Below are 13406 nucleotides of genomic sequence, written 5' to 3'. Positions count from 1 at the left end.
AATAGGAGGTAACTATGCTCACCAAAACCAACACGCCAAGCCTTGAGAACTTCTGGATGCCGTTCACCGCGAACCGGCAGTTCAAGGCAGCGCCTCGCCTGCTCGCAAGTGCCTCGGGCATGTATTACACCGACACCGACGGCAATCAGGTTCTGGATGGCACGGCTGGTCTTTGGTGCTGCAATGCCGGTCATGGTCGCAAGCGCATTACCGAAGCCGTCGAGCGCCAGATCTCGACCATGGATTTCGCTCCCACCTTCCAGATGGGCCATAATGTAGCTTTTGACTTTGCCGAAAAGCTCGCAGCCATCGCGCCGGGTGGACCGGATGCAAAACTCGACCGCGTGTTCTTCACCAATTCCGGTTCGGAATCGGTCGACACCGCACTCAAAATCGCCATCGCCTATCAGCGCGCCATCGGCCAAGGCACCCGCACCATGGTGCTGGGCCGCGAGAAGGGTTATCACGGCGTTGGTTTCGGTGGCATTTCGGTTGGCGGCCTGGTCAACAACCGCCGCGTCTTCCCGCAGATTCCTGCCGACCATATGCGCCATACGCTCGATATTGAAAAGAATGCCTTTTCCAAGGGCCTGCCTGCGCACGGCATCGAACTGGCCGACGATCTGGAACGTCTGGTGCAACTGCATGGCGCTGAAAAAATCGCCGCCGTCATCGTTGAGCCGATGTCCGGCTCTGCTGGTGTCGTTCTGCCGCCGAAGGGTTATCTGGAGCGCATCCGCGCCACTGCCGACAAATACGGCATTCTGCTGATCTTCGACGAAGTCATCACCGGTTTCGGTCGTCTCGGCACGCCGTTTGCAGTCGATTATTTCGGCGTGGTTCCTGATCTTGTGACGACGGCCAAGGGCCTGACCAACGGCGCTATCCCGATGGGTGCAGTCTTTGCCGCCCGCAAGGTCTATGACGGCCTGATGACCGGCCCGGAAAACGCCATCGAGCTGTTCCACGGCTACACCTATTCCGGCCATCCGGTTGCTGCCGCCGCCGGTCTTGCAACGCTGGAAGTCTATGCCGAGGAAGGCTTGCTGACGCGCGGTGCCGGGCTTGCCGACCATTGGCAGGAAGCACTTCATTCGCTCAAGGGCATTTCCAACATCATCGACATTCGCAACCTCGGTCTGGTCGGCGCAATCGAACTCTCATCGCGCAAGGATGCACCGGGCGCACGCGCCTACGATATTTTCGTGGATTGCTTCCAGAAGGGCCTGCTCATCCGCGTGACCGGCGATGTGATCGCGCTTTCGCCGCCGCTCATCGTGGAAAAGGAGCAGATCGACACCATCGTGTCCATCCTTGGCGACGCCATCAAACGCGCAGCCTGATTTCACCCAAGTCATGCTGCCTTTTAGCCGCCGCTGTTCCCCTGCGGCGGCTTTTTTCTTTCTGACCTGCTTATCCCTGCGACGGCGTGAAATTCGCCACCAGCGCATGGCTGTCGCCGGGATAGGTGAAGCGCACATGCGTCACCGGCTGTTCGGCATTCCAGGTCTGTCTTTCGATCACCAGACACGGCGAACCCAGCGGAATACCGAGCATGCCCGCATTCTCCTGCGTGGCGGCAATCGCGCGTATCGAGTGTTTTGCACTGCTCCATGGCACGCACGAAACCAGCCATGGCCCCGGCGAGTTTTCAGCAAAATCGGTCTGCGCGGCTGTCGGAACCGCATCCAGACTGATGATGCGCTCTTCAAGGGTAAAAACGCGCTTGCCCGCATAGTGACGGCAAACAAGCTCAATCAGCGGCGTGTGGCGCGGCATGTCGATATGCTTTGCATCGGCAGGTCCGCTCAATCGCTCGCGTCGGCTCGTCAATTCGAACCGATAGGCAACGCCAAGCGCTGCCACTTCATCGCGAATATCGTGGATTTCGAGGATCGCCGCCTGCGATTGCGGAAAGGAAACAAAGCTGCCGGACCGCCGCTTGCGCTCGATCAGACCGGCCTTGGCAAGCTGGGTCAGCGCCTTGTTCACCGTCATGCGCGAACAGCCATATTGCTCGGTCAGTTCATGCTCGAACGGGATACGGTACCCCGGCGCCCATTCCCCCGACAGGATGTGCGATTCAATGTCGTCCAAAATACGCTGATGCAGTGAAAGCACCGGACCGTCTTTTGCCGCTGAACCGTCATCCGCCATGCCATTTCCCCCTTGTTTTCTCGCTTTGCTGGAAATGCTTAGCCCAGCAACTCGCCTATTGCTTTCTGGAAAGCACGCTCGGCTTGATCGCGCAAGCGGTGACGTCCGCGCTCTACCTGTTTCACGCCGCGCACCCACACATCGTTGACCCGCGCGCGACCGGCAAAAATCCAGCCATCCAGCACTGCATCGCCTTTCGCATGAGGCAGACGCTCCGTATCGAGTGCGACAAAATCCGCTGAAGCGCCGAGCTTCAACCCGTCATTCGCGCGACCCATCGCGATGTTGCCGCCGCGCACCGCACCATCAAACAGGGCGCGGCCCGTCGAGGCTTCGCTTTCCGCCAGCACATTGCGGGCCCGACGATGGAGACGCTGCGAATATTCAAGCTGGCGCAATTCATCGCCGATGCCGATCAGCACATTCGAATCCGAGCCGACCCCAAACTTGCCGTCCGCCTCCGTGAACACCGTCACATTGAAGGTTCCGTCGCCGAGATTGGCTTCGGTCACAGGACATAGACCGGCAATCGCACCAGCCTTGGCCATGCGCCGTGTTTCGTCGTCTGTCATGTGGGTTGCATGGATCAGGCACCAGCGCGAGGACAGGTCCTGATGGTCAAGAAGCCAGTCGACCGGGCGCTTGCCCGACCAGGCGATGCAGTCTTCCACTTCCTTCACCTGTTCGGCCACATGGATATGCACCGGCGCGTCAGGCAGAATCTTCGTCACCACGTTCAGCTCATCCGGCGTCACGGCGCGCAGGCTGTGCGGCGCGACACCAAGAACCGCGCCGTCGAAACCCGCCAGCGCCTGTTTGCAGCCTTCGATCAGCCGCGCAAAGCGTTCCGGATCGTTGATGAAACGGCGCTGGCCTTCACTGGGCGCGCTGCCGCCGAAGCCAGAATGCGCATAGAAAACGGGAAGCAGCGTCAGGCCGATTCCCGCCGCCTTTGCCGCAGCCACAATACGGTCGGCCATTTCGGAGAGATTGGCATAGGGCGTGCCGTCGCGGTCATGGTGCAGATAATGAAATTCTCCGACGCGGGTGAACCCGGCCTCCAGCATGTCGACATAAAGCCGCAGCGCTACAGCTTCCGCCTGTTCGGGCGACATGGTGAGCGCAAATTTGTACATAATCTCGCGCCAGCTCCAGAACGAATCGGCAGACGGGCCGCGCCTTTCGGCAAGCCCCGCCATCCCGTACTGGAAAGCGTGGCTGTGCAGATTGGGCACGCCTGCGATAATCGCCGTGTGACGTTCATCCCCTGACCCGGCAGCCTTATCCACCTCCAGCGAGGCGATCTTTCCACCGGCAACGCCAATGCGGACATTCTCGGCCCAGCCATTATCGAGAAGCGCCTGTCCGGCATGGATAAAACGCAATTCAGGCGTGGCTGCTGACATGAAATTCATCTCCTCGAATGTTCCCGCGCATTTTCTCTCTTGGCTGTCTCACTAATATGTATATACATTATCAAAAAACAGGGGAAGCGAGAAAACGCTCATGCTCAAGAATTCAAGCACCGTTTTTATCAATGCGCGCATTGCGACGCTGGAGGAAGACGCGAACGGTCTCGGTCTCATCGAGAATGCGGCACTTGCGATCAAGGACGGCAAGATCGCTTATGTGGGGCCGCAGTCCGCATTGCCTGCCGATTATGCCTCCTTCGATAGAATCGATTGCGAAAACCGGCTGATCACGCCGGGCCTCATCGATTGCCACACCCATCTCGTCCATGCCGGCAATCGCGCGCATGAATTCGAACTGCGCTTGAAGGGCGCGTCCTACGAGGAAGTCGCACGCGCTGGCGGCGGCATTGTTTCGTCGGTCAAGAATTTGCGCGCTGCCAGCGAAGACGATCTGGTGCGCGAAACCCTGCCTCGTCTTGATGCGCTGATTGCCGAAGGCGTCACCACCGTCGAGGTCAAATCCGGCTACGGTCTCGACCGCGACAGCGAAATCAAGTCGCTGAAAGCCGCCCGTCGGCTCGGCGAAGAACGCGACGTGGCAATCCGCACCACTTTCCTTGGCGCGCATGCGCTGCCGCCGGAAATGAATGGTGATAAAGCCGCCTATATCGACAAGGTGATCGACGACATGCTGCCCGCCATCGCAGCCGAACATCTGGCCGATGCAGTTGATGGTTTCTGCGAGGGCATCGCCTTCCTGCCAGATGAAATCGCGCACGTGTTCGATGCGGCCAAAGCGCATGGCATTCCGGTCAAACTTCACGCCGACCAGCTTTCCAATCTGCATGGTGCAGCCCTTGCCGCTTCCTATGGTGCACTTTCCGCCGATCACCTCGAATATACCGATGCAGAAGGTGCTGCCGCGATGGCCAAGGCCGGAACCGTCGCGGTTCTGCTTCCCGGCGCCTATTACTTCATCCGAGAAACGCAAAAACCACCGGTCGAGGCCTTTCGCGCCGCCGGTACGAAAATGGCGCTTGCCACCGACAACAATCCCGGCACATCGCCGCTGACATCGCTTCTGCTCACCATGAATATGGGCGCAACGCTCTTCCGCATGACGGTCGACGAATGCATCGCAGGCGTCACCCGCGAAGCCGCGCGGGCGCTGGGCATTCTCGACCAGACCGGCACGCTTGCTATCGGCAAGGATGCCGATCTCGCCATCTGGAACGTCGAGCGCCCCGCCGAACTCGTCTACCGTATCGGCTTCAACCCGCTGTGGAAGCGGGTTTTCAAAGGCCGAATTTAATACTGTCCGTATGGGCATGGCCCATGCGGGAACCCAACGGAGCCTTTCATGACCATCATCCTCAAGCCCGGTTCTGTTCCGCTTGAAACGCTGGAAACCATCTATCGCGATGCGGTTCCAGTCCGCATCGACCCTGCATTTCATGCCGGTGTCGAAAAGGCCGCCGCGCGCATTGCGGAAATCGCGGCAGGCGACGAGCCGGTTTACGGCATCAACACCGGCTTTGGAAAACTCGCTTCGATCCGCATCGCGGCGGGCGATGTCGCCACGCTGCAGCGTAACCTGATCCTGTCGCATTGCTGTGGCGTCGGCGAAGCACTGCCGCAAAACATCGTACGCCTCATCATGGCGCTGAAGCTGATCTCGCTCGGTCGCGGCGCGTCCGGCGTGCGGCTTGAAGTCATCACCCTCATCGAAGACATGCTGGCAAAAGGCGTGAGCCCGATGATCCCTGAAAAGGGTTCTGTCGGCGCGTCCGGCGACCTTGCACCGCTGGCCCACATGACCGCAGCCATGATCGGCGAAGGCGAAGCCTTCTATCAAGGCGAGCGCCTACCGAGTGCGAAGGCACTGGCAAAAGCAGGTCTGAAGCCGGTCGTGCTTGCCGCCAAGGAAGGGCTGGCGCTGATCAACGGCACGCAGACATCAACAGCGCTTGCACTGGCCGGGCTTTTCCGCGCCCATCGCGCCGCGCAAACGGCTTTGATCACCGGCGCATTGTCCACCGATGCCGCCATGGGATCGGACGCGCCGTTCCACGAGGAAATCCATACGCTGCGCGGCCACAAGGGCCAGATCGATGCAGGACGGGCGCTGCGCGCCCTGCTAGAAGGCTCGGTCATTCGCCAGAGCCATCTCGAAGGCGACCAGCGCGTGCAGGACCCCTATTGCATCCGCTGCCAGCCGCAGGTTGATGGTGCTTGCCTCGACATTCTGCGACAGGCCGCCCGCACGCTGGAAATCGAAGCCAATGCGGTTACCGACAATCCGCTGGTTCTCTCGGATGGGCGGGCCGTATCGGGCGGCAATTTCCACGCCGAACCGGTTGCCTTTGCCGCCGACCAGATTGCGCTTGCCGTCTGCGAAATCGGCGCGATTTCGCAGCGTCGCATTGCACTTCTGGTTGACCCGGCGCTTTCCTTCGGGCTTCCGGCCTTCCTTGCCCGCAAGCCGGGGCTCAATTCCGGCCTGATGATCGCGGAAGTCACCTCCGCCGCGCTGATGAGCGAAAACAAGCAGATGGCGCATCCGGCTTCGGTCGATTCCACGCCGACTTCGGCCAATCAGGAAGACCACGTGTCCATGGCCTGCCATGGCGCGCGCCGCCTGTTGCAGATGACCGCCAATCTCAATGCCATTATCGGCATCGAGGCACTGACCGGCGCACTCGGCGTCGAACTGCGCGAGCCGCTGACGACAAGCCCGGAACTGGCCAAGGTCATCGCCGTGCTGCGCGCAAAGGTGCCAACGCTGGAAGACGACCGCTATATGGCCGACGACCTCAAGAATGCTGCCGAACTGGTGGCGGAAGGTGCGCTTTCCGGTGCGGTTTCGAGCGGCATCCTGCCAGCGCTGGAGGCGTGAGCATGTGCCCGTTCGAAGTTCGTCAGGGAACGTCGCCAGTCATTCTTGGCCTTCCGCACACCGGGACCAATGTGCCGCAGGATATTTTTGCGCGGCTCAACGACAATGGCCGGATTCTCGCCGACACGGACTGGCACATTCACACGCTCTATGACGGTCTGATCGACGGCGCGACTATGGTGCGCGCCACCTTCCACCGCTATTGCATCGACGCCAATCGCGATCCGGCGGGTGTGAGCCTCTATCCGGGGCAAAACACCACGACGCTGATCCCCGAAACCGACTTCGACGGGCTTTCGATCTGGAAGGATGGAGCAGTCCCGACGGAAGCCGATATTGCCGACCGCATTGCTCGCTTCCACAAACCCTATCACGACGCGCTTGCTGCCGAGATCGAGCGTGTGAAGGCGATTCACGGCGTCGCCATCCTCTATGACTGCCATTCGATCCGCTCGCATATTCCGTTCCTGTTTGAAGGCAAATTACCCGATTTCAACATCGGCACGGATATGGGCAAGACCTGCGATCCGAAGATCGAGGCAGCAGCCGTCGAAGTGACCGCGGGGGCAGATGGTTACACGTCGATCCTCAATGGCCGCTTCAAAGGCGGCTGGACGACGCGCCATTATGGCAAGCCGGAAACCGGCGTGCACGCCATCCAGATGGAGCTTGCCCAATCAACCCATCTAGCGACCGAAGCCGTGCCTTTTGCCTATGACGAAGCCAAAGCGGACAAGCTTCGCGTGCATCTCAAAACTCTTTTGCAGCGGCTGGAAACGATTGCCGCCGACCTGAAATCCTGAGGAGGAAACCATGTCCAACCCACGCCACAACGAGCGCGAAGTCCGAGCGCCGCGCGGAGACGAGCTGAACGCCAGGAGCTGGCTGACCGAAGCGCCGCTGCGCATGTTGATGAACAATCTCGATCCCGATGTGGCCGAGCGTCCGCATGAGCTGGTGGTCTATGGCGGCATTGGCCGCGCTGCCCGCACATGGGACGATTTCGACAAGATCGTCGCCACCCTCAAGACACTCAATGAAGACGAAACCCTGTTGGTGCAGTCTGGCAAGCCGGTCGGCGTGTTCCGCACCCATAAGGATGCACCGCGCGTTCTGATCGCCAATTCCAACCTCGTGCCGCATTGGGCAACCTGGGATCACTTCAACGAACTGGATAAGAAGGGTCTTGCCATGTATGGCCAGATGACCGCCGGTTCATGGATCTATATCGGCGCACAGGGCATCGTTCAGGGCACCTATGAAACCTTCGTGGAAGCTGGTCGCCAGCATTATGACGGCAACCTCAAGGGGAAATGGATTTTGACTGGTGGTCTCGGCGGCATGGGCGGCGCGCAACCTCTCGCAGCCGTCATGGCCGGTGCCTGCTGCCTCGCCGTGGAATGTGACGAAACCCGCGCTGATTTCCGCCTGCGTACCCGTTATGTCGATGAGAAGACTCACAGCCTTGATGAAGCACTGGCCAAGATCGATGAATGGACCAAGGCAGGCGAGGCAAAGTCCATTGCGCTTATCGGCAATGCTGCTGAAATCTTCCCGGAACTCGTCAGGCGTGGCGTAAAGCCGGATATCGTCACCGACCAGACCTCCGCGCATGATCCGGTGCATGGCTATCTGCCACTTGGCTGGACCGTCGCCGAATGGCGCGCCAAGCAGGAGAGCGATCCAAAGGGTGTTGCGAAAGCCGCCCGCGCTTCGATGAAGGTGCAGGTTAAGGCCATGCTCGATTTCTGGAATGCAGGCATTCCAACAGTCGATTACGGCAACAACATCCGTCAGATGGCGCTGGAAGAGGGTTTGGAAAACGCTTTCGATTTTCCCGGTTTCGTACCTGCCTATATCCGCCCACTGTTCTGCCGTGGCGTCGGCCCGTTCCGCTGGGCCGCTCTCTCCGGCGATCCGGAAGATATTGCAAAGACCGACGCCAAGGTGAAGGAACTGCTGCCCGACAACAAGCACCTGCACAACTGGCTGGACATGGCGAAAGAACGCATCGCGTTTCAGGGCCTGCCCGCACGCATCTGCTGGGTCGGCCTTGGCGACCGCCATCGTCTCGGCCTCGCCTTCAACGAAATGGTCCGCAATGGCGAGCTGAAAGCGCCGATCGTCATCGGTCGCGACCATCTCGACAGCGGCTCTGTCGCTTCGCCAAACCGCGAAACGGAAGCCATGAAGGACGGTTCGGATGCCGTGTCCGACTGGCCGCTCCTCAACGCCCTCCTCAACACCGCTTCCGGTGCGACCTGGGTGTCACTGCATCATGGCGGCGGCGTCGGCATGGGCTTTAGCCAGCATGCGGGTATGGTCATCTGCTGCGACGGCACGGAAGATGCAGACCGCCGTCTGGAGCGCGTCTTGTGGAACGATCCGGCCACCGGCGTCATGCGCCATGCCGATGCGGGCTATGAAGAAGCGCTCGACTGGGCCAGGCAGCAGGGCCTGCGCCTGCCCGGCATTTTGGGGAACTGAGGTCGAATGGGCATCACTGTCCTAAAGGCCGAAAATCATCGCCGCATGCCGTGGAAAAACGGCGGCGGCGTGACGGTCGAGATCGCCGTCCACCCGCAAGGCGCGTCCGTCGATGATTTCGACTGGCGCATCTCCATGGCGACCGTTGCCAGCGATGGTCCGTTTTCAGTCTTTCCCGGCATCGACCGCACATTGTCGGTGCTGGAGGGAGACGGTATCGTGCTCGACGTCGAAGGACAGATCAGCACCCTCACCCGTGAAAGCGCACCCTTGGCCTTTGCGGCTGACAGCCGTTCGGCGGCGTACCTGATCGGCTCCGCCATCACCGACCTCAATGTCATGACCCGACGCTGGCGTTTTGCTCACCGGGTCCAGCGCCTACCCGTCAGCGACACCATACAGATGCAGGCCAGTGGCGATCCGGCTCTTCTTTTCTGTGCCGAAGGTCAGATCGATCTCATATCTGCGGGAAAGGCGGCGAAACTTGCGGAACATGATTGCGCGGTTCTAACGAACTGCGACGCCTTGCCTCTTGAACTAAAGGGGAAAGGAACGATTTACCTGATCTCGATTAGCGCAATCTGATCAGTAACTTACGCCTTTTCCAGGGAGAAACGGGAGTTTGAAGACCTGCGACGAACTCTCTGGACAGACGATACGGTCCTGTTAATTTGGCAGGAGTTAAGAGACAGAAAAGTCTCACTATAAAAGGGGTACTAAACATGAAGAAAACTTTGCTTGCCGGGGCAGCAATAGCAGCTTCCACTTTTGTGTCTGCCGCACACGCTGAAACTGCCGTTTCACTCGGCTTGTCCGGCTGGACCGGTTTTGCTCCGCTGACGCTGGCGAAAGATGCCGGTATTTTCAAGAAAAACGGCCTTGATGTCACGCTGACCAAGATTCCGCAGGCAAGCCGCCATCTGGCGCTGGCTTCCGGTGACATCCAGTGCGCGGCCACCACCGTGGAGACCTGGATTGTCTGGAACGCGGCGGGTGTAAAGACCAAGCAGATTTTCCAGATGGACAAGTCCTACGGTGCCGATGGCATAGCAGTGCGCGCCGACGTAAACTCTTTTGCCGATCTAAAGGGCAAGACGGTTGCCGCTTCTGCACCGGGTACCTCGCCTTACTTCCTTCTCGCCTTCATGCTCGCCAAGAACGGCATGACAACCAAGGACGTCAAGGTCGTCAATATGGAACCGGGACCGGCAGCACAGGCTTTCGTGGCTGGCCAGAATGACGCCGCCATGACCTATGAGCCATATCTGTCCACCGTGCGCGCAGCGCCCGACAAGGGCAAGATTCTCGCCACCACACTCGATTATCCGGCAGTCATGGATACGGTTGGCTGCACCCCCGATTTCCTTGAAAAGAACCCGGAGGCCGCCAAGGCGCTTGCCGACAGCTACTTTGAAGCCTTGCAGTTGATCGCTTCCGACAAAGCCAAATCCTATGAAATCATGGGCAAGGACGTGAAGCAGTCGGGCGAGGATTTCGGCAAGTCGGCAGACTATCTGCGCTGGCAGGACAAGGCGGCAAACCAGAAATTCTTCGAGAAGGAATTCAAGGAATTCTCGACCGAAGCCGCCGACCTACTGCTACAGGCCGGCGTTATCAAATCGAAGCCCAATCTCGACGACATCGTTGATACGCGCTTCATCAAGTAACACCGCTTCATGGGCTAGCCCGGACGTTATGTCCGGGCTTCCTCATTTCCGCCCGTAGAGCGAGGCGGATACGCGACTAGAGCGCGTTTCGATCTGAATATTTGTTTTAACGCGCATCTTTTCCGAAAACTGTTTCACACTTTTCGGGCTGCGCTCTAAACGGAAAAATATATGCAGCCCTTGCAGCCGATAGGCAGTCAGGCCCGGATATTACTGGGCATTCTATTCTTCGTTCTCTTCTTTGCATTCTGGGGCGTCGCCACGCTGGGCGGTTTCGTTTCCCCAACATTTCTCGCCGATCCCATCACCATGGTGAAGGACGGATGGGACCTGATCGCCAATCAGGGCTTCCTTTTCGATATTGGCATAACGGTCTGGCGCGTGCTGGGTGGTTTCGTTCTGGCAAGCATCGTCGCCATACCGCTTGGGATCGCCATGGGCGCCTACAAGCCCATCGAAGCGCTGCTGGAGCCCTTCGTCTCCTTCGCGCGCTATCTTCCCGCTTCGGCTTTCGTGCCGTTGCTGATTCTTTGGTCCGGCATCGGCGAAACGCAGAAGCTGCTCGTTATCTTCATCGGTGCGGTATTCCAGATCATCCTCATGATCGCCGTGACCGTCTCCAATACGCGGCGCGATCTTGTTGAAGCCGCCTATACGCTCGGCGCATCGAACAGCGGTATCATCCGCCGTGTTCTCATGCCGGCCAGCGCCCCGGACATTGCCGAAACGCTGCGTCTCGTCCTCGGCTGGGCCTGGACCTATGTGATTGTCGCCGAACTTATCGGCGCATCGTCAGGCATCGGCTACATGATCATCAACAGCCAGGCGCTGATGGCCACTGGCCAGATCATTTTCGGCATCATCGTGATCGGTGTGATCGGCCTGATCTCCGACCTTGCCTTCAAATATTTCAACCGCTGGCTCTTCGCATGGAGGTTCGCATAATGGTTACGAAAAGCGACCAGGAACTCGTCATCAAGGGCGTCAGCCGCACCTTTCCGGGTGTGCATGGCGGCAAGCCGACGCTTGCCTTACAGCCGACCGATCTCGTCATCCCCAAGAACGATTTCGTGACCGTCCTTGGCCCCTCGGGCTGCGGCAAATCTACATTGCTGCGTATCATCGCAGGTCTCGACAAACCGACCACCGGCACCGTGACGCTGGAAGGTAAACCCGTAACCGGCCCCGGCGCCGATCGCGGCATGGTGTTCCAATCCTACACGCTGTTTCCGTGGCTCACGATCCGTCAGAATGTCGGCTTCGGCCTACGTGAAAAGGGTGTGCCGGAAAAACAGGCCCGCGAAATCGTCGACAGCTATATCGACAAGGTGGGGTTGCGTGGCTTTGAAGATCATTGGCCAAAGCAGCTTTCGGGCGGCATGCAACAGCGCACGGCCATCGCCCGCGCGCTTGCCAACGATCCGAAAATCCTGTTGCTCGACGAGCCGTTCGGTGCCCTCGACAACCAGACACGCGGCCTGATGCAGGAACTGCTGCTGGGCATCTGGGAACGCGAGCACAAGACTGTGATTTTCGTCACGCACGATATCGAAGAAGCAATCTTCATGGCCACGCGCGTGGTCACGATGACCGCACGTCCGGGCAAGATCAAATCGATCACGCCAGTCGATATCGCGCATCCGCGCACCTACCACGTCAAGGCAAGCCCGGAATTTTCCGAACTGCGCCTGAAGTTGACGGAAGAAATCCGCAGCGAAGCCATTGCAGCGGCAAAACAGGCTGCCTGAAAAAAATTGTTCCTACAAAATATCGAGTGGATTATGAAAGGGCTGCGACATTTGTCGCGGCCCTTTCATTTCAGGACTTATCCCATCATGGCCGTTTCAGCAGAAGACCTTGAGAACCGTATTGTCTACGTCAACGGTGACTATGTTGCCGCGCGCGATGCCCGCATTTCCATCTTCGACCGGGGCTTCCTGTTCGGCGACGGCATTTATGAAGTGACCGCCGTACTGGAAGGCAAGCTCATCGACAGCGGCCCGCATATGACGCGCTTGCGCCGCTCCACCGGCGAAATCGGCATTCCGATGCCGATGAACGAAGACGAGATCGTGGCCATCGAGCGTGAACTGATCCGCCGCAACAATCTGACCGAAGGTCTGGTCTATCTGCAGGTGACACGCGGCGACGGACGCGACCGCGACTTCGTACCCGCAAAGGGCATGAAGCCATCGGTGGTCCTGTTCACACAGGAAACCAATCTGCTCGACAAGCCCGCACTGAAAACCGGTGCCCGCGTGCTTTCGCTGGACGACCTGCGCTGGAAGCGCCGCGACATCAAGACGGTCTGCCTGCTGCCGCAGGCGCTGGCCAAGGAAATCGCCAAAAATGCCGGTTGCGACGAAGCCTGGATGATCGAGGACGGCTACGTCACAGAAGGCGCATCGTCCACCGCCTATATCGTGACCAAGGATGATATCGTCGTTACGCGCCCCAACAGCAACTCCATACTGCCCGGCTGCACGCGGCTTTCGCTTCTGCAACTGATCGCCGAGAGCGGCATGAAGCTGGAAGAACGCCTCTTCACCATCAATGAAGCCTACGCCGCGAAGGAAGCTTTCCTCACCAGCGCTGGCACATTCGTCACCCCGATCATCGCCATCGATGACAAGACCATCGGCACGGGCAAACCGGGACCAGTGGCCCAGCGCCTGCGTGAGATCTATCTCGACCACGCCCGCCGCACGGCAATCTGAGGCATGACGTAACCATTTTTCCTCGCTCCTCATCCTGAGCTTGTCGAAGGATCGAAGGATCGAGGGAAAA

The 13406-nt window shown here is 59.2% G+C and carries 12 protein-coding genes; 10 read left to right on the top strand and 2 right to left on the bottom strand.

From position 1 onward, the window contains the following. The first annotated feature begins 14 nt into the window (after window positions 1-14). Window positions 15-1343 (top strand): aspartate aminotransferase family protein, encoded by a 1329-nt coding sequence (locus tag FIB18_RS15705; protein WP_140021598.1) that lies wholly within the window; start codon window positions 15-17, stop codon window positions 1341-1343. A gap of 70 nt (window positions 1344-1413) precedes the next feature. Here the strand turns inward: FIB18_RS15705 and hutC are convergent, their stop codons facing one another. Together hutC and FIB18_RS15695 are read right to left on the bottom strand one after the other, a co-directional pair. Continuing rightward, a complete protein-coding gene (gene hutC / locus FIB18_RS15700; RefSeq protein WP_140021597.1) occupies window positions 1414-2157 on the bottom strand; it encodes a histidine utilization repressor in 744 nt (247 codons plus the stop codon). A 38-nt stretch (window positions 2158-2195) separates the two neighbouring features. Further along, a complete protein-coding gene (locus FIB18_RS15695; protein ID WP_140021596.1) occupies window positions 2196-3563 on the bottom strand; it encodes a formimidoylglutamate deiminase in 1368 nt (455 codons plus the stop codon). A gap of 100 nt (window positions 3564-3663) precedes the next feature. Between FIB18_RS15695 and hutI the strand changes: the two genes are divergently transcribed. From hutI to FIB18_RS15650, 9 genes are all read left to right on the top strand, one after another. Next, window positions 3664-4881, top strand: coding sequence for an imidazolonepropionase (gene hutI, locus FIB18_RS15690; protein ID WP_140021595.1), 1218 nt, complete (start codon window positions 3664-3666; stop codon window positions 4879-4881). Window positions 4882-4929: 48 nt separating this feature from the next. Next, entirely contained in the window at window positions 4930-6465 is a 1536-nt protein-coding gene (hutH, locus tag FIB18_RS15685; protein ID WP_140021594.1) for a histidine ammonia-lyase, read from the top strand. A 2-nt stretch (window positions 6466-6467) separates the two neighbouring features. Next, window positions 6468-7268 carry an N-formylglutamate deformylase gene (gene hutG, locus FIB18_RS15680; RefSeq protein ID WP_140021593.1) on the top strand — a complete coding sequence of 267 codons (801 nt, stop codon included), beginning with the start codon at window positions 6468-6470 and terminating at the stop codon, window positions 7266-7268. 10 nt (window positions 7269-7278) lie between these two features. Then, window positions 7279-8952 (top strand): urocanate hydratase, encoded by a 1674-nt coding sequence (gene hutU, locus FIB18_RS15675; protein ID WP_140021592.1) that lies wholly within the window; start codon window positions 7279-7281, stop codon window positions 8950-8952. A 6-nt stretch (window positions 8953-8958) separates the two neighbouring features. Further along, a complete protein-coding gene (locus FIB18_RS15670; RefSeq protein WP_140021591.1) occupies window positions 8959-9537 on the top strand; it encodes a HutD/Ves family protein in 579 nt (192 codons plus the stop codon). 137 nt (window positions 9538-9674) lie between these two features. Next, complete coding sequence (locus FIB18_RS15665) at window positions 9675-10619, top strand: ABC transporter substrate-binding protein (protein WP_168436423.1); 945 nt, start codon at window positions 9675-9677, stop codon at window positions 10617-10619. 171 nt (window positions 10620-10790) lie between these two features. Further along, window positions 10791-11564: an ABC transporter permease gene (locus FIB18_RS15660; protein ID WP_140021589.1), complete on the top strand. Its 774-nt coding sequence runs from the start codon at window positions 10791-10793 to the stop codon at window positions 11562-11564. Beyond that, window positions 11564-12367: an ABC transporter ATP-binding protein gene (locus FIB18_RS15655; protein WP_140021588.1), complete on the top strand. Its 804-nt coding sequence runs from the start codon at window positions 11564-11566 to the stop codon at window positions 12365-12367. Before FIB18_RS15660 ends, FIB18_RS15655 begins: the two co-directional genes overlap by 1 nt. A gap of 87 nt (window positions 12368-12454) precedes the next feature. Then, complete coding sequence (locus FIB18_RS15650; RefSeq protein ID WP_140021587.1) at window positions 12455-13336, top strand: D-amino-acid transaminase; 882 nt, start codon at window positions 12455-12457, stop codon at window positions 13334-13336. The last annotated feature ends 70 nt before the right edge of the window (window positions 13337-13406 follow it).

This window comes from Brucella pecoris (assembly GCF_006376675.1).
GTDB classification, from domain to species: Bacteria; Pseudomonadota; Alphaproteobacteria; order Rhizobiales; family Rhizobiaceae; genus Brucella; species Brucella pecoris.
Note: the sequence above shows the minus strand (reverse complement) of the source record. Positions and strands in the feature narration are given on the sequence as shown.

Excerpts from the sequence above, each read along its gene's own strand:
- FIB18_RS15705 (WP_140021598.1), top strand. The coding sequence starts at position 15 with ATGCTCACCAAAACCAACACGCCAAGCCTTGAGAACTTCTGGATGCCG.
- hutC (WP_140021597.1), bottom strand. The coding sequence starts at position 2,157 with ATGGCGGATGACGGTTCAGCGGCAAAAGACGGTCCGGTGCTTTCACTG.
- FIB18_RS15695 (WP_140021596.1), bottom strand. The coding sequence starts at position 3,563 with ATGTCAGCAGCCACGCCTGAATTGCGTTTTATCCATGCCGGACAGGCG.
- hutI (WP_140021595.1), top strand. The coding sequence starts at position 3,664 with ATGCTCAAGAATTCAAGCACCGTTTTTATCAATGCGCGCATTGCGACG.
- hutH (WP_140021594.1), top strand. The coding sequence starts at position 4,930 with ATGACCATCATCCTCAAGCCCGGTTCTGTTCCGCTTGAAACGCTGGAA.
- hutG (WP_140021593.1), top strand. The coding sequence starts at position 6,468 with ATGTGCCCGTTCGAAGTTCGTCAGGGAACGTCGCCAGTCATTCTTGGC.
- hutU (WP_140021592.1), top strand. The coding sequence starts at position 7,279 with ATGTCCAACCCACGCCACAACGAGCGCGAAGTCCGAGCGCCGCGCGGA.
- FIB18_RS15670 (WP_140021591.1), top strand. The coding sequence starts at position 8,959 with ATGGGCATCACTGTCCTAAAGGCCGAAAATCATCGCCGCATGCCGTGG.
- FIB18_RS15665 (WP_168436423.1), top strand. The coding sequence starts at position 9,675 with ATGAAGAAAACTTTGCTTGCCGGGGCAGCAATAGCAGCTTCCACTTTT.
- FIB18_RS15660 (WP_140021589.1), top strand. The coding sequence starts at position 10,791 with ATGCAGCCCTTGCAGCCGATAGGCAGTCAGGCCCGGATATTACTGGGC.
- FIB18_RS15655 (WP_140021588.1), top strand. The coding sequence starts at position 11,564 with ATGGTTACGAAAAGCGACCAGGAACTCGTCATCAAGGGCGTCAGCCGC.
- FIB18_RS15650 (WP_140021587.1), top strand. The coding sequence starts at position 12,455 with ATGGCCGTTTCAGCAGAAGACCTTGAGAACCGTATTGTCTACGTCAAC.